The organism is Glycomyces harbinensis, assembly GCF_900101745.1.
Taxonomy (GTDB): domain Bacteria; phylum Actinomycetota; class Actinomycetes; order Mycobacteriales; family Micromonosporaceae; genus Glycomyces; species Glycomyces harbinensis.
Map to the genome: position 1 here is coordinate 776,823 of NZ_FNAD01000001.1, position 16,648 is coordinate 793,470.

At 71.5% G+C, this 16,648-nt stretch carries 18 protein-coding genes; 12 read left to right on the forward strand and 6 right to left on the reverse strand.

Going from position 1 to position 16,648, the window contains the following annotated elements; all coding sequences use genetic code 11:
• Nucleotides 1-59 precede the first annotated feature (59 nt).
• The 11 genes from BLQ63_RS03340 to BLQ63_RS03390 all read left to right on the forward strand — a co-directional run bounded on the left by BLQ63_RS03340 (nt 60) and on the right by BLQ63_RS03390 (nt 11,209).
• Entirely contained in the window at nt 60-1,139 is a 1,080-nt protein-coding gene (locus BLQ63_RS03340; RefSeq protein WP_091028282.1) for an ABC transporter substrate-binding protein, read from the forward strand.
• Entirely contained in the window at nt 1,136-1,927 is a 792-nt protein-coding gene (locus BLQ63_RS03345; RefSeq protein ID WP_091028286.1) for an ABC transporter ATP-binding protein, read from the forward strand. Before BLQ63_RS03340 ends, BLQ63_RS03345 begins: the two co-directional genes overlap by 4 nt.
• Nucleotides 1,917-2,804 carry an ABC transporter permease gene (locus BLQ63_RS03350; protein WP_091028289.1) on the forward strand — a complete coding sequence of 296 codons (888 nt, stop codon included), beginning with the start codon at nt 1,917-1,919 and terminating at the stop codon, nt 2,802-2,804. Before BLQ63_RS03345 ends, BLQ63_RS03350 begins: the two co-directional genes overlap by 11 nt.
• Before the next feature lie 91 nt (nt 2,805-2,895).
• A complete protein-coding gene (locus tag BLQ63_RS03355; RefSeq protein ID WP_218125032.1) occupies nt 2,896-3,717 on the forward strand; it encodes an ABC transporter permease in 822 nt (273 codons plus the stop codon).
• Nucleotides 3,690-4,430: an ABC transporter ATP-binding protein gene (locus BLQ63_RS03360; protein ID WP_091028296.1), complete on the forward strand. Its 741-nt coding sequence runs from the start codon at nt 3,690-3,692 to the stop codon at nt 4,428-4,430. The genes BLQ63_RS03355 and BLQ63_RS03360 overlap by 28 nt, the downstream gene beginning before the upstream one ends.
• Before the next feature lie 19 nt (nt 4,431-4,449).
• Complete coding sequence (locus BLQ63_RS03365; RefSeq protein ID WP_091028299.1) at nt 4,450-6,765, forward strand: arylsulfatase; 2,316 nt, start codon at nt 4,450-4,452, stop codon at nt 6,763-6,765.
• A 32-nt stretch (nt 6,766-6,797) separates the two neighbouring features.
• Nucleotides 6,798-7,781, forward strand: coding sequence for an ABC transporter substrate-binding protein (locus tag BLQ63_RS03370; protein WP_091028303.1), 984 nt, complete (start codon nt 6,798-6,800; stop codon nt 7,779-7,781).
• A gap of 114 nt (nt 7,782-7,895) precedes the next feature.
• The gene (locus BLQ63_RS03375) at nt 7,896-8,429 is read left to right on the forward strand and encodes a rhodanese-like domain-containing protein (RefSeq protein WP_091028306.1); all 534 of its coding nucleotides are present in this window, start codon (nt 7,896-7,898) and stop codon (nt 8,427-8,429) included.
• A gap of 116 nt (nt 8,430-8,545) precedes the next feature.
• On the forward strand, nt 8,546-9,247 hold the full coding sequence (locus BLQ63_RS03380) for a hypothetical protein (protein WP_091028309.1): 702 nt from the start codon (nt 8,546-8,548) through the stop codon (nt 9,245-9,247).
• 216 nt (nt 9,248-9,463) lie between these two features.
• Nucleotides 9,464-10,192, forward strand: coding sequence for an HAD family hydrolase (locus tag BLQ63_RS03385; RefSeq protein ID WP_091028313.1), 729 nt, complete (start codon nt 9,464-9,466; stop codon nt 10,190-10,192).
• A 78-nt stretch (nt 10,193-10,270) separates the two neighbouring features.
• A complete protein-coding gene (locus BLQ63_RS03390) occupies nt 10,271-11,209 on the forward strand; it encodes an SDR family NAD(P)-dependent oxidoreductase (RefSeq protein ID WP_091028316.1) in 939 nt (312 codons plus the stop codon).
• Nucleotides 11,210-11,225: 16 nt separating this feature from the next.
• On the opposite strand, the gene BLQ63_RS03395 is transcribed toward BLQ63_RS03390, so the two are convergent.
• Nucleotides 11,226-11,813, reverse strand: a complete 588-nt coding sequence (locus BLQ63_RS03395) for a helix-turn-helix domain-containing protein (protein ID WP_091028688.1) — start codon at nt 11,811-11,813, stop codon at nt 11,226-11,228.
• 79 nt (nt 11,814-11,892) lie between these two features.
• On the opposite strand from BLQ63_RS03395, the gene BLQ63_RS03400 reads away from it, so the two are divergent.
• Nucleotides 11,893-12,849: an NAD(P)/FAD-dependent oxidoreductase gene (locus BLQ63_RS03400; RefSeq protein WP_091028319.1), complete on the forward strand. Its 957-nt coding sequence runs from the start codon at nt 11,893-11,895 to the stop codon at nt 12,847-12,849.
• A 37-nt stretch (nt 12,850-12,886) separates the two neighbouring features.
• Here BLQ63_RS03400 and BLQ63_RS03405 read toward each other — a convergent pair whose 3' ends face one another.
• From BLQ63_RS03405 to BLQ63_RS03425, 5 genes are all read right to left on the reverse strand, one after another.
• A complete protein-coding gene (locus tag BLQ63_RS03405; RefSeq protein WP_091028323.1) occupies nt 12,887-13,759 on the reverse strand; it encodes an alpha/beta fold hydrolase in 873 nt (290 codons plus the stop codon).
• 33 nt (nt 13,760-13,792) lie between these two features.
• Nucleotides 13,793-13,981 (reverse strand): hypothetical protein, encoded by a 189-nt coding sequence (locus BLQ63_RS03410; protein ID WP_091028326.1) that lies wholly within the window; start codon nt 13,979-13,981, stop codon nt 13,793-13,795.
• A gap of 126 nt (nt 13,982-14,107) precedes the next feature.
• On the reverse strand, nt 14,108-14,815 hold the full coding sequence (locus BLQ63_RS03415) for a CE1759 family FMN reductase (RefSeq protein ID WP_091028329.1): 708 nt from the start codon (nt 14,813-14,815) through the stop codon (nt 14,108-14,110).
• Nucleotides 14,812-15,300: a MarR family winged helix-turn-helix transcriptional regulator gene (locus BLQ63_RS03420; RefSeq protein WP_091028333.1), complete on the reverse strand. Its 489-nt coding sequence runs from the start codon at nt 15,298-15,300 to the stop codon at nt 14,812-14,814. Before BLQ63_RS03420 ends, BLQ63_RS03415 begins: the two co-directional genes overlap by 4 nt.
• Before the next feature lie 2 nt (nt 15,301-15,302).
• On the reverse strand, nt 15,303-16,487 hold the full coding sequence (locus BLQ63_RS03425; protein WP_091028337.1) for an LLM class flavin-dependent oxidoreductase: 1,185 nt from the start codon (nt 16,485-16,487) through the stop codon (nt 15,303-15,305).
• Nucleotides 16,488-16,648: the final 161 nt, after the last annotated feature.

Here is a 16,648-nt window from a genome sequence, read left to right on the forward strand (position 1 = left end):
GTTTGGTCGAATTAATCGAACTACTAGGATTACTTCCCTCGAAGCAGAAAGCCACTCCCATGAGCACAGTCAGACGACGCAGCGTCATCGCAGCCGCGGGCGCGGCCCTCACCGCCGCACCGGTGCTGGCCGCCTGCGGCGACGACGACACCTCCTCCGCCGCCGACGCCGACAGCTCGACCGCCAGCGGCACGATCCGCTTGGGCTACTTCGGGAACGTCACCCACGCCCCCGCCCTCGTAGGCCTCCAGGCCGAGGTCTTCAAGGACACGCTGCCCGCAGAGGTCACGATCGAGGAGACGGTGTTCAACGCCGGCCCCTCCGCGATCGAGGCGCTCTTCGCCGACGCCATCGACATCTCCTACATCGGACCGAACCCGGCCATCAACGGCTGGGCCCAGTCCGGCGGCCAGGCCCTCCACATCATCGCCGGGTCCACCTCCGGCGGCGCCGGGCTCGTGGTCAAGCCCGAGATCACCGAGGTGGAAGACCTCCGCGGCAAGGCCCTGGCGACCCCGCAGCTGGGCAACACCCAGGACGTGGCGGCCCGCTACTGGCTCCAGGAGCAGGGCTTCGCGACCGACGAGAACGGCGGCGGCGACGTCTCCGTCACGCCGATCGACAACTCCGAGGTCGCCGCCGCGTTCGACGACGGCACGGTCGAGGCGGCCTGGGCCGTCGAACCGCGCTACTCGGACCTGATCCTCAAGCACGGCGCGGTCGAGTTCCTCAACGAGCGCGAGCTGTGGGAGGGCGGCGAGTTCGTCACCACGCACGTCATCGTCTCCAAGACGTTCCTCGACGAGCAGCCGGCCCTGGTCAAGGCGTTCCTCGAAGGCCACCTGGCCGCCCTGGACTACATCGCCGAGAACCCCGAGGAGGCCCAGACGGTCTCCAACGACCGCATCGAGGCCCTGACGGACAAGCGCCTCGACGACGCCGTGATCGCCGCGGCCTTCGAGAACCTCAGCTTCACCGCCGACCCCATCGCGTCCTCGCTCCAGGGCAGCAAGGAGCACGCGGTCGAGATCGGACTGCTCGAAGAGGTCGACCTCAAGGGCATCTACGCGCTCGACGCCCTCAACCAGGTGCTCGCCGACCGCGGCGACGACGAGGTCTCGGCGGGTGACCTGGCATGACCCAGACCCGCCACGCCGCGCGGGTCGCCGACACCGCCCGGGCCCCCGGAGCCGTGGTGCTGACCGACGTGGTCAAGCGCTACGGCCGGGGCCCGGGCGCCGTCACGGCACTCGACGGCGTCTCGCTCAGCGTCGAACCCGGCAGTTTCACCTGCCTGCTCGGCGCCTCCGGCTGCGGCAAGAGCACCCTGCTCTCGCTCGTGGCCGGACTCGACGACATCTCGGGCGGCTCGATCGACCACGTCGACCAGCCGGTCGCCATGATGTTCCAGGAGTCGGCGCTGTTCCCGTGGCTCACCGTCGCGGGCAACGTCGAGATCGCCATGCGGGTGAGGGGCGTCGGTCGGGCTGAACGACGCCAGAAGGCCGCGGAGCTGTTGGAGACGGTGCGGCTCACCGGGTTCGCGCACAAGCGGCCCCACGAGCTGTCGGGCGGCATGCGCCAGCGCGTCGCGCTCGCCAGGGCGCTGGCGCAGGACGCCTCGGTGCTGCTCATGGACGAGCCCTTCGGCGCGCTCGACGCGATGACCCGCGACATCCTCCACGACGAGCTGGAGCGGATCTGGCGCGAGCGGTCCCTGACGGTGCTGTTCGTGACCCACAACGTGCGCGAGGCGGTGCGCCTGGGCGACCGGGTGGTGCTGCTGAGCTCGCGTCCGGGCCGCGTCCTGAACGTCTACGACGTCGAGATGGACCGGCCCCGCCGGATCGACTCGGCGCCGGTCGCGAACCTCGCGGCCTCGATCACCGACGCGCTGCGCGAGGAGGTGTCGCGCCATGCCGGTTGAGGCGGCCAAGAAGGAGAAGGACACCTCCCGCAAGTGGGTGTCGGGGCTCGACGAGCTGGAGCGCACCCCGGTGACCGAGACGCGGCTGGGGCGCCTCGGCGCGCGGCTGTGGGCGGGCACCTGGCCGAAGATCCTGGCGCTGGTGCTGGTCATCGGCGCCTGGCAGCTCCTGTTCCTGAGCGAGTGGAAGGCGCCGTGGGTCCTGCCCTCGCCGCTGACCGTGTGGCAGGACCTGGCCGCGTACGCCGCGACGCCGGACTACCTGCAGGCCATCGGCATCACCTTGCAGCGGGCCCTGACGGGGTTCGCGCTGTCGGTGCTGGTCGGTTCGGTGCTGGGCATCGCGGTGGCGCGGTTCAAGCCGCTGCGGGCGGCGATCGGGTCGCTCATCACCGGGCTCCAGACGATGCCGTCGATCATGTGGTTCCCGCTCGCGATCCTGCTGTTCAAGATCTCGGAGTCGGCGATCCTGTTCGTGGTGGTGCTGGGTGCAGTGCCCTCGATCGCCAACGGGATCATCTCGGGGATCGACTACGTGCCGCCGGCGTGGAAGCGGGTCGGCGCGGTCCTGGGCATGAAGGGCCTCCAGCTGTACCGGCACGTGATCCTGCCCGCGACGCTGCCCTCGTTCGTGTCGGGCCTGAAGCAGGGCTGGGCGTTCGCGTGGCGCTCGCTCATGGCCGGCGAGCTGCTGGTGATCGTGGCCGGGCAGGGCTCGGTGGGCGCGCTCATGCAGGGCGCCAGGGAGTTCAACGACTCGGCCCGCGTGCTGACCTGGATCATCACGGTGCTGGTCATCGGCATCCTGGTGGACTCGGTCTTCAGGGCCGCCGACAACCGCATCCGCAGTTCCTGGGGTTTGAACCAGGAGCGCTAGACCCGCAACCGCACCAGAGTTTCCCCGCGCCGGTTCGCAGTCGCACCTTCGCCGGCGCGGGGATCCCCACCCGAATCCCATGGGGCATCACATGACCAGTATTCCTATTAAGAACATAGGACAGATAGACTTTCGAGCGGTCGCGGCGCGGCTGCGACTCGACCGGCTCCGCATCCTCATCGGACCGGTGGCCCTGCTCGCGCTGTGGCAGATCGGCTCGGCGACCGGGCTCGTCCCGGAGCAGACCCTCGCGGCGCCGTCCACGGTGATCGCGGCCGGCGCCGACCTCATCGAGGCCGGGCGCCTCCAGGAGCACCTGCTGGTGTCCCTCGGCCGGGCCGCCACCGGCCTCGCCCTCGGCGTGACGCTCGGCGCGGTGCTGGCCGTCGTCGCCGGACTCTTCCGCCTCGGCGAGGACTTCATCGACGGCCCCATGCAGATCCTCCGCGCCATTCCCGCGCTCGCCCTGGTGCCCCTGGCGATCGTGTGGTTCGGCATCGGCGAGGAGGTGAAGGTCTTCCTGGTGGTCTTCGCGACCGCGTTCCCGGTGTACGTGAACACGCACGCCGCGATCCGGGGCCTGGACCCGCGGTTCGCGGAGCTGGCGCGCACGGTCGAGCTCGGCCGCTTCGCCTTGGTGCGCAAGGTGATCCTGCCCGGAGCCCTGCCGGGATTCTTCACCGGCCTGCGCTTCGCCACCGCCATCTCCTGGCTGGTCCTGGTCGTCTCCGAGCAGATCAACGCCACCAGCGGCATCGGCTACCTCATGACCCAGGCCCGCAGCTTCGCGCAGACCGACGTCATCGTCGTCGGCCTGGTCGTCTACGGGCTCCTGGGCCTCGTCTCGGACCGGATCGTCCGCCTCGTCGAAGGGAGGGTCCTGCCGTGGCGACGGACCTTCGCAGCGCAGTAGACCTGGAGGTCCCGACCGCGGTGGCGGTCAGGGGACTCGACAAGTCCTTCGGGGCGCAGCACGTGCTCCGGGGTGTGGACCTCGGCATCGCCCCCGGCGAGTTCGTCGCGCTGCTGGGCCGCTCCGGCTCGGGCAAGTCGACGCTCCTGCGGGTCCTCGCCGGGCTCGACACCGACTTCGACGGCGAGGCCGCCGTCCCGCGGCGGCGCGCCGTGGCCTTCCAGGACGCGCGGCTGCTGCCGTGGAAGCGGGTCCTGGACAACGTCCTGCTCGGCCAGCGCGGCAGGGCCGCCCGGGCGAAGGGCCTGGAGACCTTGGACGAGGTCGGGCTGGCGGACAAGGCGAAGGCCTGGCCGCACACGCTCTCGGGCGGCGAGGGCCAGCGGGCCGCGCTGGCGAGGGCGCTGGTGCGCGAACCGGAGCTGCTGCTGCTCGACGAGCCGTTCGGGGCCCTGGACGCCTTGACCCGCTTGAAGATGCACGCGCTGCTGCGCAAGCTCACCGCGGTGCACCGGCCCTCGGTCCTGCTGGTCACGCACGACGTCGAGGAGGCGATCGTGCTGGCCGACCGGGTGCTGGTGCTCACCGAGGGCCGCATCTCGCTCGACGCGCGCGTCGAGCTGCCCGAGCAGCGTCCGCGCCGCTCCCCGGAGTTCGCGGACCTGCGCGACCGGCTCCTGGGCGAGCTGGGCGTCGGCGAATCCGAACGATGACGAAGGCAGGCACAAGAGCATGAGCATTCCCGAGCACGCCCGCGGTTACGAGGGCTTCGAGGGCGTCGTCGGACGCACCTCCGCGGAGTCGACGCCGTGGTGGCCCGACGAGCACTCGAACCCAGGGGCGCCGAACATCATCGTGGTGCTGCTGGACGACATGGGCTACAGCGACATCGGGCCGTTCGGGTCCGAGATCGACACGCCGAACCTGGACCGCCTCGCCGCCACGGGCGTGCGGCTGTCGAACTACCACACGACGCCGGTCTGCTCCCCCGCCCGCGCGGCGCTGCTGACCGGGCTCAATCCGCACCGGGCCGGGTACGGGTCGGTGGCGAACTCGGACCCGGGCTACCCGGGGCTGCGCCTGGAGCTGGCCGACGACGTGCTGAGCCTTCCGGAGGCGCTGCGCGCCAACGGGTACGCGACGTACGCGGTCGGCAAATGGCACCTGGCGCGCGATTCGAACCTGGCGCCGGGGCGCACCCGCGACTCGTGGCCGCTCCAGCGCGGCTTCGACCGCTACTACGGGTCCCTGGAGGGCCTGAACTCGTTCTTCCACCCCAACCAGATCACCGTCGACAACGACGCCTCCACAGTGGAGGAGTATCCGGACGGGTACTACCTGACCGACGACCTCACCGATCAGGCGGTCTCCTACATCAAGGCGCTGCGCGCGCACGACGGCGACAAGCCGTTCTTCCTGTACTTCGCGCACGTGGCGATGCACGGCCCGCACCAGGCCAAGGCCGAGGACATCGCCAAGTACCGCGGAAAGTACGGGCACGGCTGGGACGCGGTCCGCAAGGCGCGCTTCGCGAAGCAGCTGGCCGAGGGGATCTTCCCGGAGGGGACCGAGGCCGCGCCGCGCAACACCGAGCCCGGGTTCGACGCCCCCGAATGGGACTCGCTCAGTGCGGAGGAGCAGGACCGGTACGCCCGCTACATGGAGGTGTACGCGGCGATGGTCGACAACGTCGACCAGTCGATCGGGCGCCTCCTCGACACCGTCGAGGCCCTGGGGGAACTGGATGACACGATCGTGGTGTTCACTTCGGACAACGGCGGGACCGCCGAGGGCGGGCCGGTCGGGACCCGGACCTACTTCTCGCAGTTCGTGCACCACCCCGTGCCCTCCGACTGGGACCGCGACGTCGCCCACGACCCCGCGCTCATCGGCTCCGAGCGGCTCGGCACGCACTACCCGAGAGGCTGGGGCCAGGCGTCGAACACGCCGTTCCGGTTCTACAAGGGTCAGACGTTCGCGGGCGGGGTGCGCGTGCCGTTCCTCGTGTCCTGGCCCGCCGGGCTCGGGCGCGACGAGGACGACGACGGGGTGCGGCACCAGTACGGCTACGTCACCGACGTGTTCGCGACCCTGCTCGACCTCGCCGGGCTCGAGGCGCCCGCGGTCCGCGGCGGCCGCGAGGCCCAGGAGCGCGACGGCGTGAGCCTCGCGGAGGTGCTGCGCAAGAAGGACCTCGCGAGCCCGCACACCGAGCAGTACGCCGAGTTCGGCGGCCACCGCGGCTACTACAAGGACGGTTGGAAGCTCGTCACCCTCCACCGGCCGGGGACGCCGTTCACCGACGGCGAGTGGCAGCTGTACGACACGAGCACGGACCCGACCGAGCTGCACGACGTGGCGGCGCGGTTCCCCGAGACCGCGAAGGAACTGGCCGCGGCGTGGGAGGAGGCGGCCTGGCGCAACACGGTCTTCCCGCTCCAGAACGGCTTCGGCGCGAGGCGGCGGCCCTCCGAGGCGCGGCTGTCGCGCCCGGTCCGCATCCTGCCGGGCACGCCGGTCCTGGAGCGGTACCGCTCCGCGCAGCTCGTCCAGTACCGGTCCTTCACCGTGGACGCGGAACTGGCCGGCGACGGCGGCGACGGCGTGCTGGTGGCCCACGGCGATCCCCAGGGCGGCTACGTCCTCTACGTCGAGGACGGACAGGTCCACTTCGGATTCAACCAGTTCGGACGGCCCGCGACGATCGCGGGCGACCTCCCGGCCGGGACGCGCCTGGTCCGGCTCCACGCCGCCGCGACACCGCGGCTGCGCTGGGACTTCACCGTCTCGGTCGGCGCCGACGCCGCGTCGCTCGCACCCGTCGCGGAGCTGCCCGGGCGCTTCCAGCTCGTCGGCATGGCGCCGTGGACGGGCATCTCGATCGGCCGCGACGCCCGCGGCCCGGTCCTGTGGGACCTGCGCGAACGCCGCGGCCTGTTCCCGTTCAACGGCGAGCTGACCGCCGTCACCTACACCCCGGGGCCGCTCGCGTTCGGCCCCGAGGAGATCCGCGAGATCCAGCGCGAGGCCGAACTGGCCGCCGACTGACCCTGCACTCCGATCCGAAAGGCACGACCGACATGACCACCCGCAGAACCCTTCTCGGCGTCACCGCCGCCGCCCCGCTCGCCGCGCTCGGCCTGGCCGCCTGCACCGGCGACGGCGCCGCGGCAGGCTCGGCGACCCTGCGGGTCGGCGAGCTCGGCGCCGCCCCGGTCACCCAGGAGCTGTTCAAGGCGGCCGGGCTCGACCGGGACCTGCCTTACGCGATCGAATGGAAGCAGTTCGTCAACGCCGGACCCGAGTACATCGAGGCCGCGGGGGCCGACGCCGTGGACGTCGGCTTCACCGCCGACACACCGCTGATCTTCGCGGCCTCGAACGGCGTGGGCCTCAAGGCGATCGCCGTCGCCACGGTGACCGACCCCGAGGCCTCGGGCAACGCGATCCTCGCCGGGCCGGGCACCGGCATCGCGTCCGTCGAGGACCTCCAGGGCCGCAAGGTGTCCTTCCAGGAGGGCACCATCACGCAGTACCACGTGGTCAAGGCCCTCGAATCGGTCGGCCTCACACTCGAGGACATCGAACCGGTCAACCTGCCGGTGGTGGACGCGAACACGGCGCTCACCAACGGGGAGGTCGACGCCGTCGCGACCCTCGGCATCTACTGGACCCAGGCCGAGGCCGCCGGCGCCGAGCTCATCGCCACCGGCGCCGGATTCATCCCCGGCAACAGCCTCCTGTCGGCGCGCACCGCCGTCATCGACGACGAGGCCTACACCGACGCGCTCACCGACTTCGTCGACCGCTACGCCCGGGCCCAGCAGTGGCGCTACGACAACGTCGGCGAATGGTCCGAGATCTACGCCGGGCTCACCGGCCTGGACACCGGGCTCATCGAGACCACCGAGAACCGCGCGCCCGTCACCCTCGGCCCGGTCACCGAGGAGGTCATCGCCGAGCAGCAGGACCAGGTCGACGTGTACACCGCGCTCGGCATCATCGGCGAACTCGACGCGGCCGACCAGTTCGACGACGCCTTCAGCGGCGCCTTCGAGGCGTAGCGCCATGGGACGCGAAGCGTCACCGCCATAGACGGTCGGCGGCGGGGTTCCCGATCAGCTCGCGGGATCCCCGCCGCCGACGCCACCGCCCGAGAGATCCATTGAGGAGTCATCATGTCCGTCGCATCGAAGTCCTATGTCGACCCTGAGGCCGCCAGGCAGCTGGTCGAGGAGCACCAGGCGATCCTGGTCGACGTCCGCACGCCCGGCGAGTTCGCGACCGAGCGCGTCGCGGGCTCGCGCAACATCCCGCTGTCCGTGGTCGGGGCCGCCCAGGGCGCGCTCGCCGAGGCCGGGAGCCCGGTGGTCCTGGTGTGCGCCTCCGGAGTGCGCGCCGGTCAGGCCAAGGACCTCCTCGGCGAGGGGAGCGGCGTGCCGGTCCACATCCTCGAAGGGGGCCTGACCGCCTGGAAGCAGGCCGGTGCCCCGGTCGAGTCCTCCGGGCGCAGGGTCTGGGGCATGGAACGCCAGGTCCGGTTGGCGGCGGGAAGCCTCGTCATCGCCTTCGTGGCGCTGAGCCTCGCGTGGGAGCCGCTGAAGTGGCTCGGCGCATTGATCGGCGCGGGCCTGGTCTTCGCGGCCGTGTCGAACACCTGCGCCATGGCACGGGTGCTGGCGTTCCTGCCTTGGAACCGCCGCGCGGCCTGACCACGGGAACACCGACCCGGCCGGTTCCGGTCTAAACTCATACTCCGCCGACGACGGCCGGGTCCCTCCCCGAGCCGCCGTCGTGGTGCCCGCACGACTTGAGACCGGAAACCCCTATGCCCCGCAACACCAAGCGTCGCCGCAGACCGGATGCCGCCCCCTTCGACCTCCGCCGCGAGGCCGCCCTCTCGATCCTCCCTCCCGCCGTCGCGGGGACCGCTACGGCGGCCGTTTTCGGCCTCGTCTACTTCTGGGACCCGCTGCCCGCATGGGCGGGCGTCATCGTCCTCGCCGCCGTCGCCGCCTTGGCCGTGTCCGTCATCGGCTCGATCGCGATGTGCTTCCTCGGCCGGTCGCGTCGACTCTGGAAGGCCGCCGTCGTCTTCCCCGTCGCGATCATCGTCGGTGCCATCGTGCTCGTACCGGCGTTCGAGCGATTCGCCCTCGTGCACCACGGCGTCGACACCGAGTGCGTGGTCACCGCGAAGCACGACTTCGTCAAGACGATCGACGGCGAGGAGGAGCCGATGACCGCCCACGACCTCCTGTGCCGCGGCCAGGAGCCGGTGTCGATCGACACCGACCGCGACGAGCAGCTGGAGCTGAGCGAGGTCCGGATCGTGGTCTTCGACCCGCTCGGCCGGGTCGACCCGGACTTCGGCGATCCGAGTGCCGCCGAAGGCCTGAGCTTCGTGCTGCTCTCGGTGCTGTTCCTCTCCGGCGGCGTCGCCGCCCGGCTCTTCCTCGTCGACGACGGCACGATCGTCGATGCCGTGAGCGCCGGACTCGGCCGGCTCGGTCGACGTCTCGCGGCCTGAACAGGGCCGTCACCGGTGCTCGTTGCGGCACTGGATGTGGAGCGTCGTGTACGGGTCGCGGCCGTCGGGCACCGCTGTCCGGGCCGCCGGGCCGCGGCGTTCACGCCGCGTCGGCTGTGAGGTCGGACCGTATTCCTCGCCTGTTCACACGGGTCACGTTAGGGTTGCGGCGGCGCCGCGGGGCGCCACCGCAAGCCGCTGAACGAGAGGGCCGCCGTGATCTACAGCCTGTTCGACTCCACCGTCGCCTACCGGCCGACCGAGGCCGAGCAGGCCGAGCCGGTCCCGCCGGTCGAAGCGGTCCTGTTCGACTTCAGCAACACCATCTTCAAGCTCATCGACGTCGCCACCTGGCTGCGCCGCGTCGAATCGGCCACCGGCCGCCCGCTCGACGGCGAACTCCTGGAGAAGACCGCCGAGCAGCTCGGCGAGGCCTACCGCATCCCCGAGGTCGCCCAGGCCCAGATCGGGCGCGACGAGTCGGCCGAGAAGCACCGGACCGCCCTGTTCGAGTGGTTCCGCCACGTCGACTACCTCCAGGGCGCCGAGGGCGCCGCGTACGACCTCATCGCGGCCCCCGACGCGTGGGTGCCCTACCCCGACACCGAGCCGCTCCTGCGCGAACTGCGCCGCCGCGGGATCAAGACCGGGATCGTCTCCGACTTCCCCTGGGACGTCGGCGTCCACATGGAGCACTTCGGCCTCGCCGACCTCATCGACGTGCGCGTCGTCTCCTACCAGTACGGGACCGAGAAGCCCGACCCCGTCCTGTTCCGCGCCGCGTGCGACGAGCTCGGCGTCGACCCGCGCCGCACCCTCATGGTCGGCGACAACCCGGCCAAGGACGGCGGCGGCGCCGCCTGCGGCCTGCGCGCCTACATCCTCCCCGGCGAGGCCCGGACCGGCGAGCGCGGCCTCGCGCACGTCCTCGGCTTCCTCGACTGAGGCACGGGCCCGACCGAGTCGGGACCGCTTCGGACGAAGACTTGACCTGGAGTGCACTCCAAGTCCTAGCCTCGGGTCATGAGCGAACTCCAGCACCCGATCAACTCGGGCTTCAACGCCCGTTCCACCGCAACCGAAGTCGTCGAGGGCATCGACCTCAAGGGACGCACGGCCGTCGTGACGGGCGGCTACTCGGGCATCGGCCTCGAGACGACGCGCGCCCTCGCGCGAGCGGGCGCCCGCGTCGTCGTCCCGGCGCGGCGGCCCGAACTGGCCGCCGCGAACCTCGCCGGCATCGACGGCGCCGAAGCGGACGACCTCGACCTGTCCGACCTCGACAGCGTGCGCGCCTTCGCCGACCGCTGGCTCGCCACCGGCGAGCACATCGACGTCCTCGTCAACAGCGCCGGGGTCATGGCCTGCCCGGAGACGCGCACCGGCCCGGGCTGGGAGCTCCAGTTCGCGACCAACCACCTCGGCCACTTCGCGCTGGTCAACCGCCTGCGGCCCGTCCTCGACGGCGCCCGCGTCGTCTCGGTCTCCTCCGGCGGGCACGGCAACTCCCCGATCCGCTGGGACGACCCGCACTTCGAGCAGGGCTACGACCGCTGGCTCGCTTACGGCCAGTCGAAGACGGCGAACGTGCTCTTCGCCGTCGAACTCGACCGGCTCGGGCAGTCCTCCGGGCTGCGGGCGTTCGCGCTGCACCCCGGGGCGATCCTCACCCCGCTGCAACGCCACATCCCCGAGGCCGAGCAGCGGGAGATGGGCTGGATGGACGAGGACGGCAACCCGCCGGACTACTTCAAGAACACCGAGCAGGGCGCGGCCACGCAGACCTGGGCGGCCACGTCGCCGCAGCTCGACGGGCTCGGCGGGGTCTACCTGGAGGACTGCGAGATCGCCGAGGTGTCCGCCGAGGGGCCGGGCGTCAGGGCGTACGCGGTCGACGCGGCCGAGGCCGAGCGGCTGTGGGCCTATTCGGCCGAGCTCACCGGAGTGAGCGCCTTCGCCTGAGGTACCGGCGAACGGGTCATGAGTTCCGGCCTTTGGGCTTGGCGCGCAAGTGGGCCCGTTCGCCCTGGCTGCCGAAGAGGCTGAGGAATTCGACCGGCTCGTCGCCCGCGCGCCCGAACCAGTGGGGCGTGCGGGTGTCGAACTCGGCGGCCTCGCCGGGCTTCATGACGAAGTCGTGCTCCCCCAGGACGACCCGCAGCCGTCCGTTGAGGACGTACATCCACTCGTAGCCCTCGTGGGTCTGCGGGTTCGGCTCCTGCCGGGGGCCGGCCGGGATGATGAGCTTGTACGCCTGGACGCCGCCGGGGTGGCGGGTGAGCGGCAGGTGGATCATGCCGTGGCGGGTGACCGGGCGCATGTGGATGCGGGGGTCGCCGGTGGGCGGGGCGCCGACGAGGTCGTCGAGGGTCACGCCGTGGGCCTTCGCCAGCGGCAGCAGGAGTTCCAGGGTCGGTTTGCGCGCGCCCGACTCCAGGCGCGAGAGCGTGCTCACCGAGATCCCGGTGCGGGCCGAGAGGTCGGCGAGCGTCGCGTCCCGCTCCTTGCGCAGCGCCCGCAGCCGCGGCCCGACCGTGTCGAGCGTCTGGTCCGTGTCCTCGTCCATGGTCATATTTTGCCATATCGGCAAGAAAGTTTGCCAGTTTCGCGGGCCTCGTTCTACGGTCGACGCGGAGGTAACCGATATGACCGATGAACTGAAGGACCGATACGACGTCGTAGTGATCGGCGGCGGCGCGGCCGGTTTGAACGGCGCGCTCATGCTCGCCCGGGCCCGGCGCTCCGTCGCGGTGATCGACGCGGGCGAGCCGCGCAACGCCCCCGCCGCGGGCGTCCACGGCCTGCTCGGCCGCGAGGGCATGCCGCCCTCTGAGCTGCTGGAACTCGGGCGGGCGGAGGTGCGCCAGTACGGCGGGCACGTCGTCTCGGGAACCGTCGGCGGCGCGAAGCGCTCGGAGGAGGGCTTCACCGTCTCGATCGGGGACGGGCGCGAGGTCGCCGCCCGCAGGCTGCTCGTGACCACCGGCCTGGTGGACCGGCTGCCCGAGATCGAGGGCCTGCGCGAGCGCTGGGGCAAGGACGTCGTGCACTGCCCGTACTGCCACGGCTGGGAGGTCCGCGACCAGGCGATCGGCGTCGTGGCGACGGGCCCGATGTCGGTGCACGGGGCGCTGCTGTTCCGGCAGTGGACCGCGGACCTGGTGCTGTTCACGCACGACCAGCCGCGTCCGAGCGCCGAAGAGCTGGAGAAGCTGGAGGCGCGCGGCGTCCGGATCGTCGACGGCGTGATCGAGCGGGTCGAGGTCGAGGGCGACCGCATCGCGGGCGTGCGGCTCGCGAGCGGCGAGCTCGTGGAGCGCGCGGTGCTCGCGGCGGGCTCCCGGATGGAGGCCCGGGCCGGATTCCTGGAGGACCTGGGACTGACCCCGGTGGAGCACGCGTCCGGCATGGGCGTGCACCTCAATGCGGACCCCTTCGGCCGCACGGACGTCGAGGGCGTGTGGGCGGCGGGCAACGTGACCGACCTGGCGGCTCAGGTCGGCAACGCCGCGGCGGCGGGCGCGATGGCGGGGGCGCAGATCAACGCGGACCTGGTCACCGAGGAGACGGCCGCGGCGATCGAGGCGTACCGGGCGAAGTGACGACGGCGCGGCGGCCTCGGGGCCGCCGCGTCCCCGCCTACAAAGCCGTCGTCTTGAGGAAGGCCCGGATCGCGGCCGTGACCTCGGCGGGACGCTCCATCTGCGGGGCGTGCGCGGTGTCGGGCAGGTCGAGGCGCCGCGCGCCGGGAATGCCGGACGCGGGGTCGGTGAGCAGGTCCGAGATCACCTGGAGTTCGGGCACGTCGGCGAGGCCGTTGACCACGAGGGCGGGCGCGCGGACCGCCTGGAGGAGGTCCTCGGTCGCGACCGCCGGCTCCCGCTCGGTCGGGCCCGGCTCGGTCCAGCGGCGCCGCACGTAGCCGCGGAACATGTCCTTCGCCCGGACCCAGACCCCTTCGGGCAGATCGTGTTCGGTGCGGTCGGGCCCGGCGATCATCCAGCGGAGGTGGGCTTCGACGTAGGCGGCGAGATCGGCCTCGAATTCGGGGACGCCGGTACCGTTCCCGACGCGGTAGCGCTCGCGCCGCTCGTCGGGAACCGAGTTCCGGACGCGGGCGATCGCCTGCTCCACGAAGGTCTGCGGCCAGGCGTGCCCGTCGAGGCCGGAGGCCACCAGCACCAGGCGTTCGACGCGGTCCGGTGCGACCAGCGCCGCCTGTACGGCGTGGCCGCCGCCCATCGAGTTCCCCACGAGGGTCGCCCGTTCGATCCGCAGCGCGTCCATGAACGCGAGCAGGTCCTCGTGGTAGGCGAAATCGCCTGTGCCGCTTTCGGATTCGCCGTACTCGCGGTGGTCGTAGCGGACGACGCGGTGGTCGCTCGCGAGGTCGGCGAACTGGTGGTCCCACGAGCGGCGGTCGAGCAGGCCGCCGTGGACGAAGACCACGACGGGCCCGTCTCCGGCCTCGTCGTAGCCGATCCGGACCCTGTTGACCGACACCGTCGCCATCAGCCGATTCTAAGGCCCGCAGCGCAACGGCGCTCACTCGCCGGGGTCGTCGTCGGTCCCGTTCCAGGTCAGTGAGATGCGTTCGGGCCCGGGCTCCGCGGATTCGCCGGGCGCCGCATCGTCGTCGCCGGGAACGATCAAGGCGGTCTCGATGACCTCGACGGGGCCCTCGTTCGGGTAGACGACGAACTCGCCGGTGCTGATGAAATCACGGTCGCTCAACGGGACCTCCCTCGTTCGCCTGTCGCTCAACGGTACCTCCGCGCGGCGGCCGCCGGGGTCCGCCGCCGGTCCCGCACGGAAAGCGGCCGCGATCCGGGGGATCGCGGCCGCTTCGCCCGGATTCGGTCAGTCCCGCTGCTGGCGCGGCAGGGCCGAGCCGCCGGTGGCCAGGCGCATCAGGTCGGTGCTCAGGTCGACCTCGAGCTCCGTGCCTCCGGCGCTGCCGAACTCGTGCTGGTAGTGGTTCCACGACTCGCTGCGGACCTGCTCGGCGAAGCCGGACTCCATGAGCAGCAGGGCCTCGATCGCGGCGCGGTCGATCCGCTCCCCCAGCTCGCGCGAGTTCCAGTCCTCGCTCGCGGCGAAGACCGAGGTCGGCACGGTCATCGTGCGCAGGTAGGCGAACAGCGAGCGCATCTGCTCGTCCACCACCAGCGCGTGCCGCGCGGTCCCGGCGGTCGCGGCCAGCACCACCGGCTTGGCGATGAGCAGGTCGTTGTCGAGGACGTGGAAGAACGAGCTGAACAGGCCGCTGGGGGCGGCCTTGTAGACCGGGGCGCTGGCGACCACGGCGTCGGCGCGGCCGAGCAGTTCGATCGCGCGGGTCATCTTGGGGCCCATGAGCTGCGAGACGATGGCGGTCGTGATCTCGGTGGCGAGGGAGCGCAGGTCGACGACGTCGGTGCGCACCGATTCGCCGCGCTCCTCGGCGCGGGCGCCGATGCGGTTCGCGATGCGGTCGGCGAGCATCCGCGTCGAGGACGGGTCGCTGGTGCCGCCGCTGACGACGACGAGCCGGAACGGCTCGGCGCCGGAAGTCTGCTGGTCGTTCACAGGGTGGCCTCCTGTCGGTTCGGGTGGGGCTGGGCGGGCGGAAACGGTTCGCCCTGCGCGGCGAGCTTGCGGCCGATGGCCTCGAGCTGGCGCATCTCCTCGTCGGTGAGGGCGGCGGTGACGGCGCGGGCGACGTCCACGGCGTGGCGTCCGCCGACGCGGCGCTGCTGCTCGCGCCCGGCCGCGGTGAGCGCGAGCCGGACGCCGCGCCCGTCGGCCGGGTCGGCGGCGCGCTCGACCAGGCCCCGATCGGCGAGGCGCTCCACGAGCCGCGACAGGGCGGGCTGGCTGAGCAGCACGCCCCGGCCGAGTTCGTAGAGCCGCATCGGACCGTCGTGTTTGGACAGGGTGTAGAGCACGTCGTACTCGCGCATGGACACCTCGCCCCAGATCGGTTCGGCGTTGAACCGCTTCATGAGCGACGCGTGCGCGGTGAGCAGCGACTCCCACGCCTCGTTCGCCCGGCGGCTCCTGCTGCGGGTCATGGCTAGCCCAGGCCCGGGTACTCGGCGGAGGCGTCGCTGTCCTGGTAGGGCGAGGCGCCCGTGACGTTGTCGCCGCGGTTGGCGTTCGGGCGCGGTTGGCGGGCCGGGCCGTCGCCGTACTTGGCCGCCACGCGCCCGGCGTGCGTCGGGGCGTCGGCCGACTCGGGGTCGCGCCGGGAGGCGAGCTCCTTGCGCAGCACCGGGACGACTTCGCCGCCGAGCAGTTCGAGCTGGTCGAGGACCATGTTCAGCGGCATGCCCGCGTGGTCGACGAGGAACATCTGGCGCTGGTAGTCGCCGAACGCGTCGTGGAAGGTCAGGGTCTTGTCGATGACCTCCTGCGGGCTGCCGACGGTGAGCGGGGTGCCCTTGGTGAACTCCTCCAGGGTCGGGCCGTGGCCGTAGACGGGGGCCTCGTCGAAGTAGGGGCGGAACTCCTTGACCGCGTCCTGCGAGCGCTTGGCGATGTAGGCCTGGCCGCCGACGCCGACGATGGCCTGCTTCTTCGTGCCGTGCCCGTAGTGCTCGAAGCGCTGGCGGTAGAAGTCGATGAGGCGCTTGGAGTGCGAGGTGGGCCAGAAGATGTGGTTGGCGAAGAACCCGTTGCCGTAGAAGGCGGCCTGCTCGGCGATCTCGGGCGTGCGGATCGAGCCGTGCCACACGAACGGGGGCACGTCGTCCAGCGGCCGGGGCGTGGAGGTGAAGCCCTGGAGCGCGGTGCGGAACTGGCCCTCCCAGTCCACGACGTCCTCGCGCCACAGGCGGTGCAGGAGGTTGTAGTTCTCCAGTGCGATCGCCAGGCCCTGGCGGATGTCCTGGCCGAACCACGGGTAGACCGGCGCGGTGTTGCCGCGCCCGAGCATGAGGTCCATGCGGCCCTTGGAGAGGTGCTGGAGCATCGCGTACTCCTCGGCGATGCGCACCGGGTCGTTGGTGGTGATGAGGGTGGTCGCGGTGGTGAGCACGAGCCGCTCGGTGAGGGCGGCGATGTGGGCCAGCAGCGTGGTCGGGGAGGAGGAGAAGAACGGCGGGTTGTGGTGCTCGCCGATCGCGAAGGCGTCCAGGCCGACCTCTTCGGCCTTGACGGCGATCTTGAGGATCGCGTCGATCCGCTCGGCCTCGCTCGGGGTCTTCCCCGAGACGGGGTCGCGCGTGATGTCACTGACTGAGAAGATCCCGAACTGCATCGGATTTCCTGCTCTCCCCGCCGCGGCGGCTCAAAGTTCATGCGTTTGCATCTACCTCAACCATGCCTCGGCGGGTCCTATTCCCCGTGCGGGGCCGTGACGAGCCCCACCGGCGTCGACTGCCGGCGCGGCTTTGACAACGGCTCGTCCGCGGCGCACGT

Excerpts from the sequence above, each read along its gene's own strand:
- BLQ63_RS03350 (WP_091028289.1), top strand. The coding sequence starts at position 1,917 with ATGCCGGTTGAGGCGGCCAAGAAGGAGAAGGACACCTCCCGCAAGTGG.
- BLQ63_RS03340 (WP_091028282.1), top strand. The coding sequence starts at position 60 with ATGAGCACAGTCAGACGACGCAGCGTCATCGCAGCCGCGGGCGCGGCC.
- BLQ63_RS03420 (WP_091028333.1), bottom strand. The coding sequence starts at position 15,300 with ATGACCCGCAGCAGGAGCCGCCGGGCGAACGAGGCGTGGGAGTCGCTG.
- BLQ63_RS03405 (WP_091028323.1), bottom strand. The coding sequence starts at position 13,759 with ATGGCGACGGTGTCGGTCAACAGGGTCCGGATCGGCTACGACGAGGCC.
- BLQ63_RS03365 (WP_091028299.1), top strand. The coding sequence starts at position 4,450 with ATGAGCATTCCCGAGCACGCCCGCGGTTACGAGGGCTTCGAGGGCGTC.
- BLQ63_RS03425 (WP_091028337.1), bottom strand. The coding sequence starts at position 16,487 with ATGCAGTTCGGGATCTTCTCAGTCAGTGACATCACGCGCGACCCCGTC.
- BLQ63_RS03370 (WP_091028303.1), top strand. The coding sequence starts at position 6,798 with ATGACCACCCGCAGAACCCTTCTCGGCGTCACCGCCGCCGCCCCGCTC.
- BLQ63_RS03400 (WP_091028319.1), top strand. The coding sequence starts at position 11,893 with ATGACCGATGAACTGAAGGACCGATACGACGTCGTAGTGATCGGCGGC.
- BLQ63_RS03380 (WP_091028309.1), top strand. The coding sequence starts at position 8,546 with ATGCCCCGCAACACCAAGCGTCGCCGCAGACCGGATGCCGCCCCCTTC.
- BLQ63_RS03390 (WP_091028316.1), top strand. The coding sequence starts at position 10,271 with ATGAGCGAACTCCAGCACCCGATCAACTCGGGCTTCAACGCCCGTTCC.
- BLQ63_RS03345 (WP_091028286.1), top strand. The coding sequence starts at position 1,136 with ATGACCCAGACCCGCCACGCCGCGCGGGTCGCCGACACCGCCCGGGCC.
- BLQ63_RS03355 (WP_218125032.1), top strand. The coding sequence starts at position 2,896 with ATGACCAGTATTCCTATTAAGAACATAGGACAGATAGACTTTCGAGCG.
- BLQ63_RS03375 (WP_091028306.1), top strand. The coding sequence starts at position 7,896 with ATGTCCGTCGCATCGAAGTCCTATGTCGACCCTGAGGCCGCCAGGCAG.
- BLQ63_RS03395 (WP_091028688.1), bottom strand. The coding sequence starts at position 11,813 with ATGGACGAGGACACGGACCAGACGCTCGACACGGTCGGGCCGCGGCTG.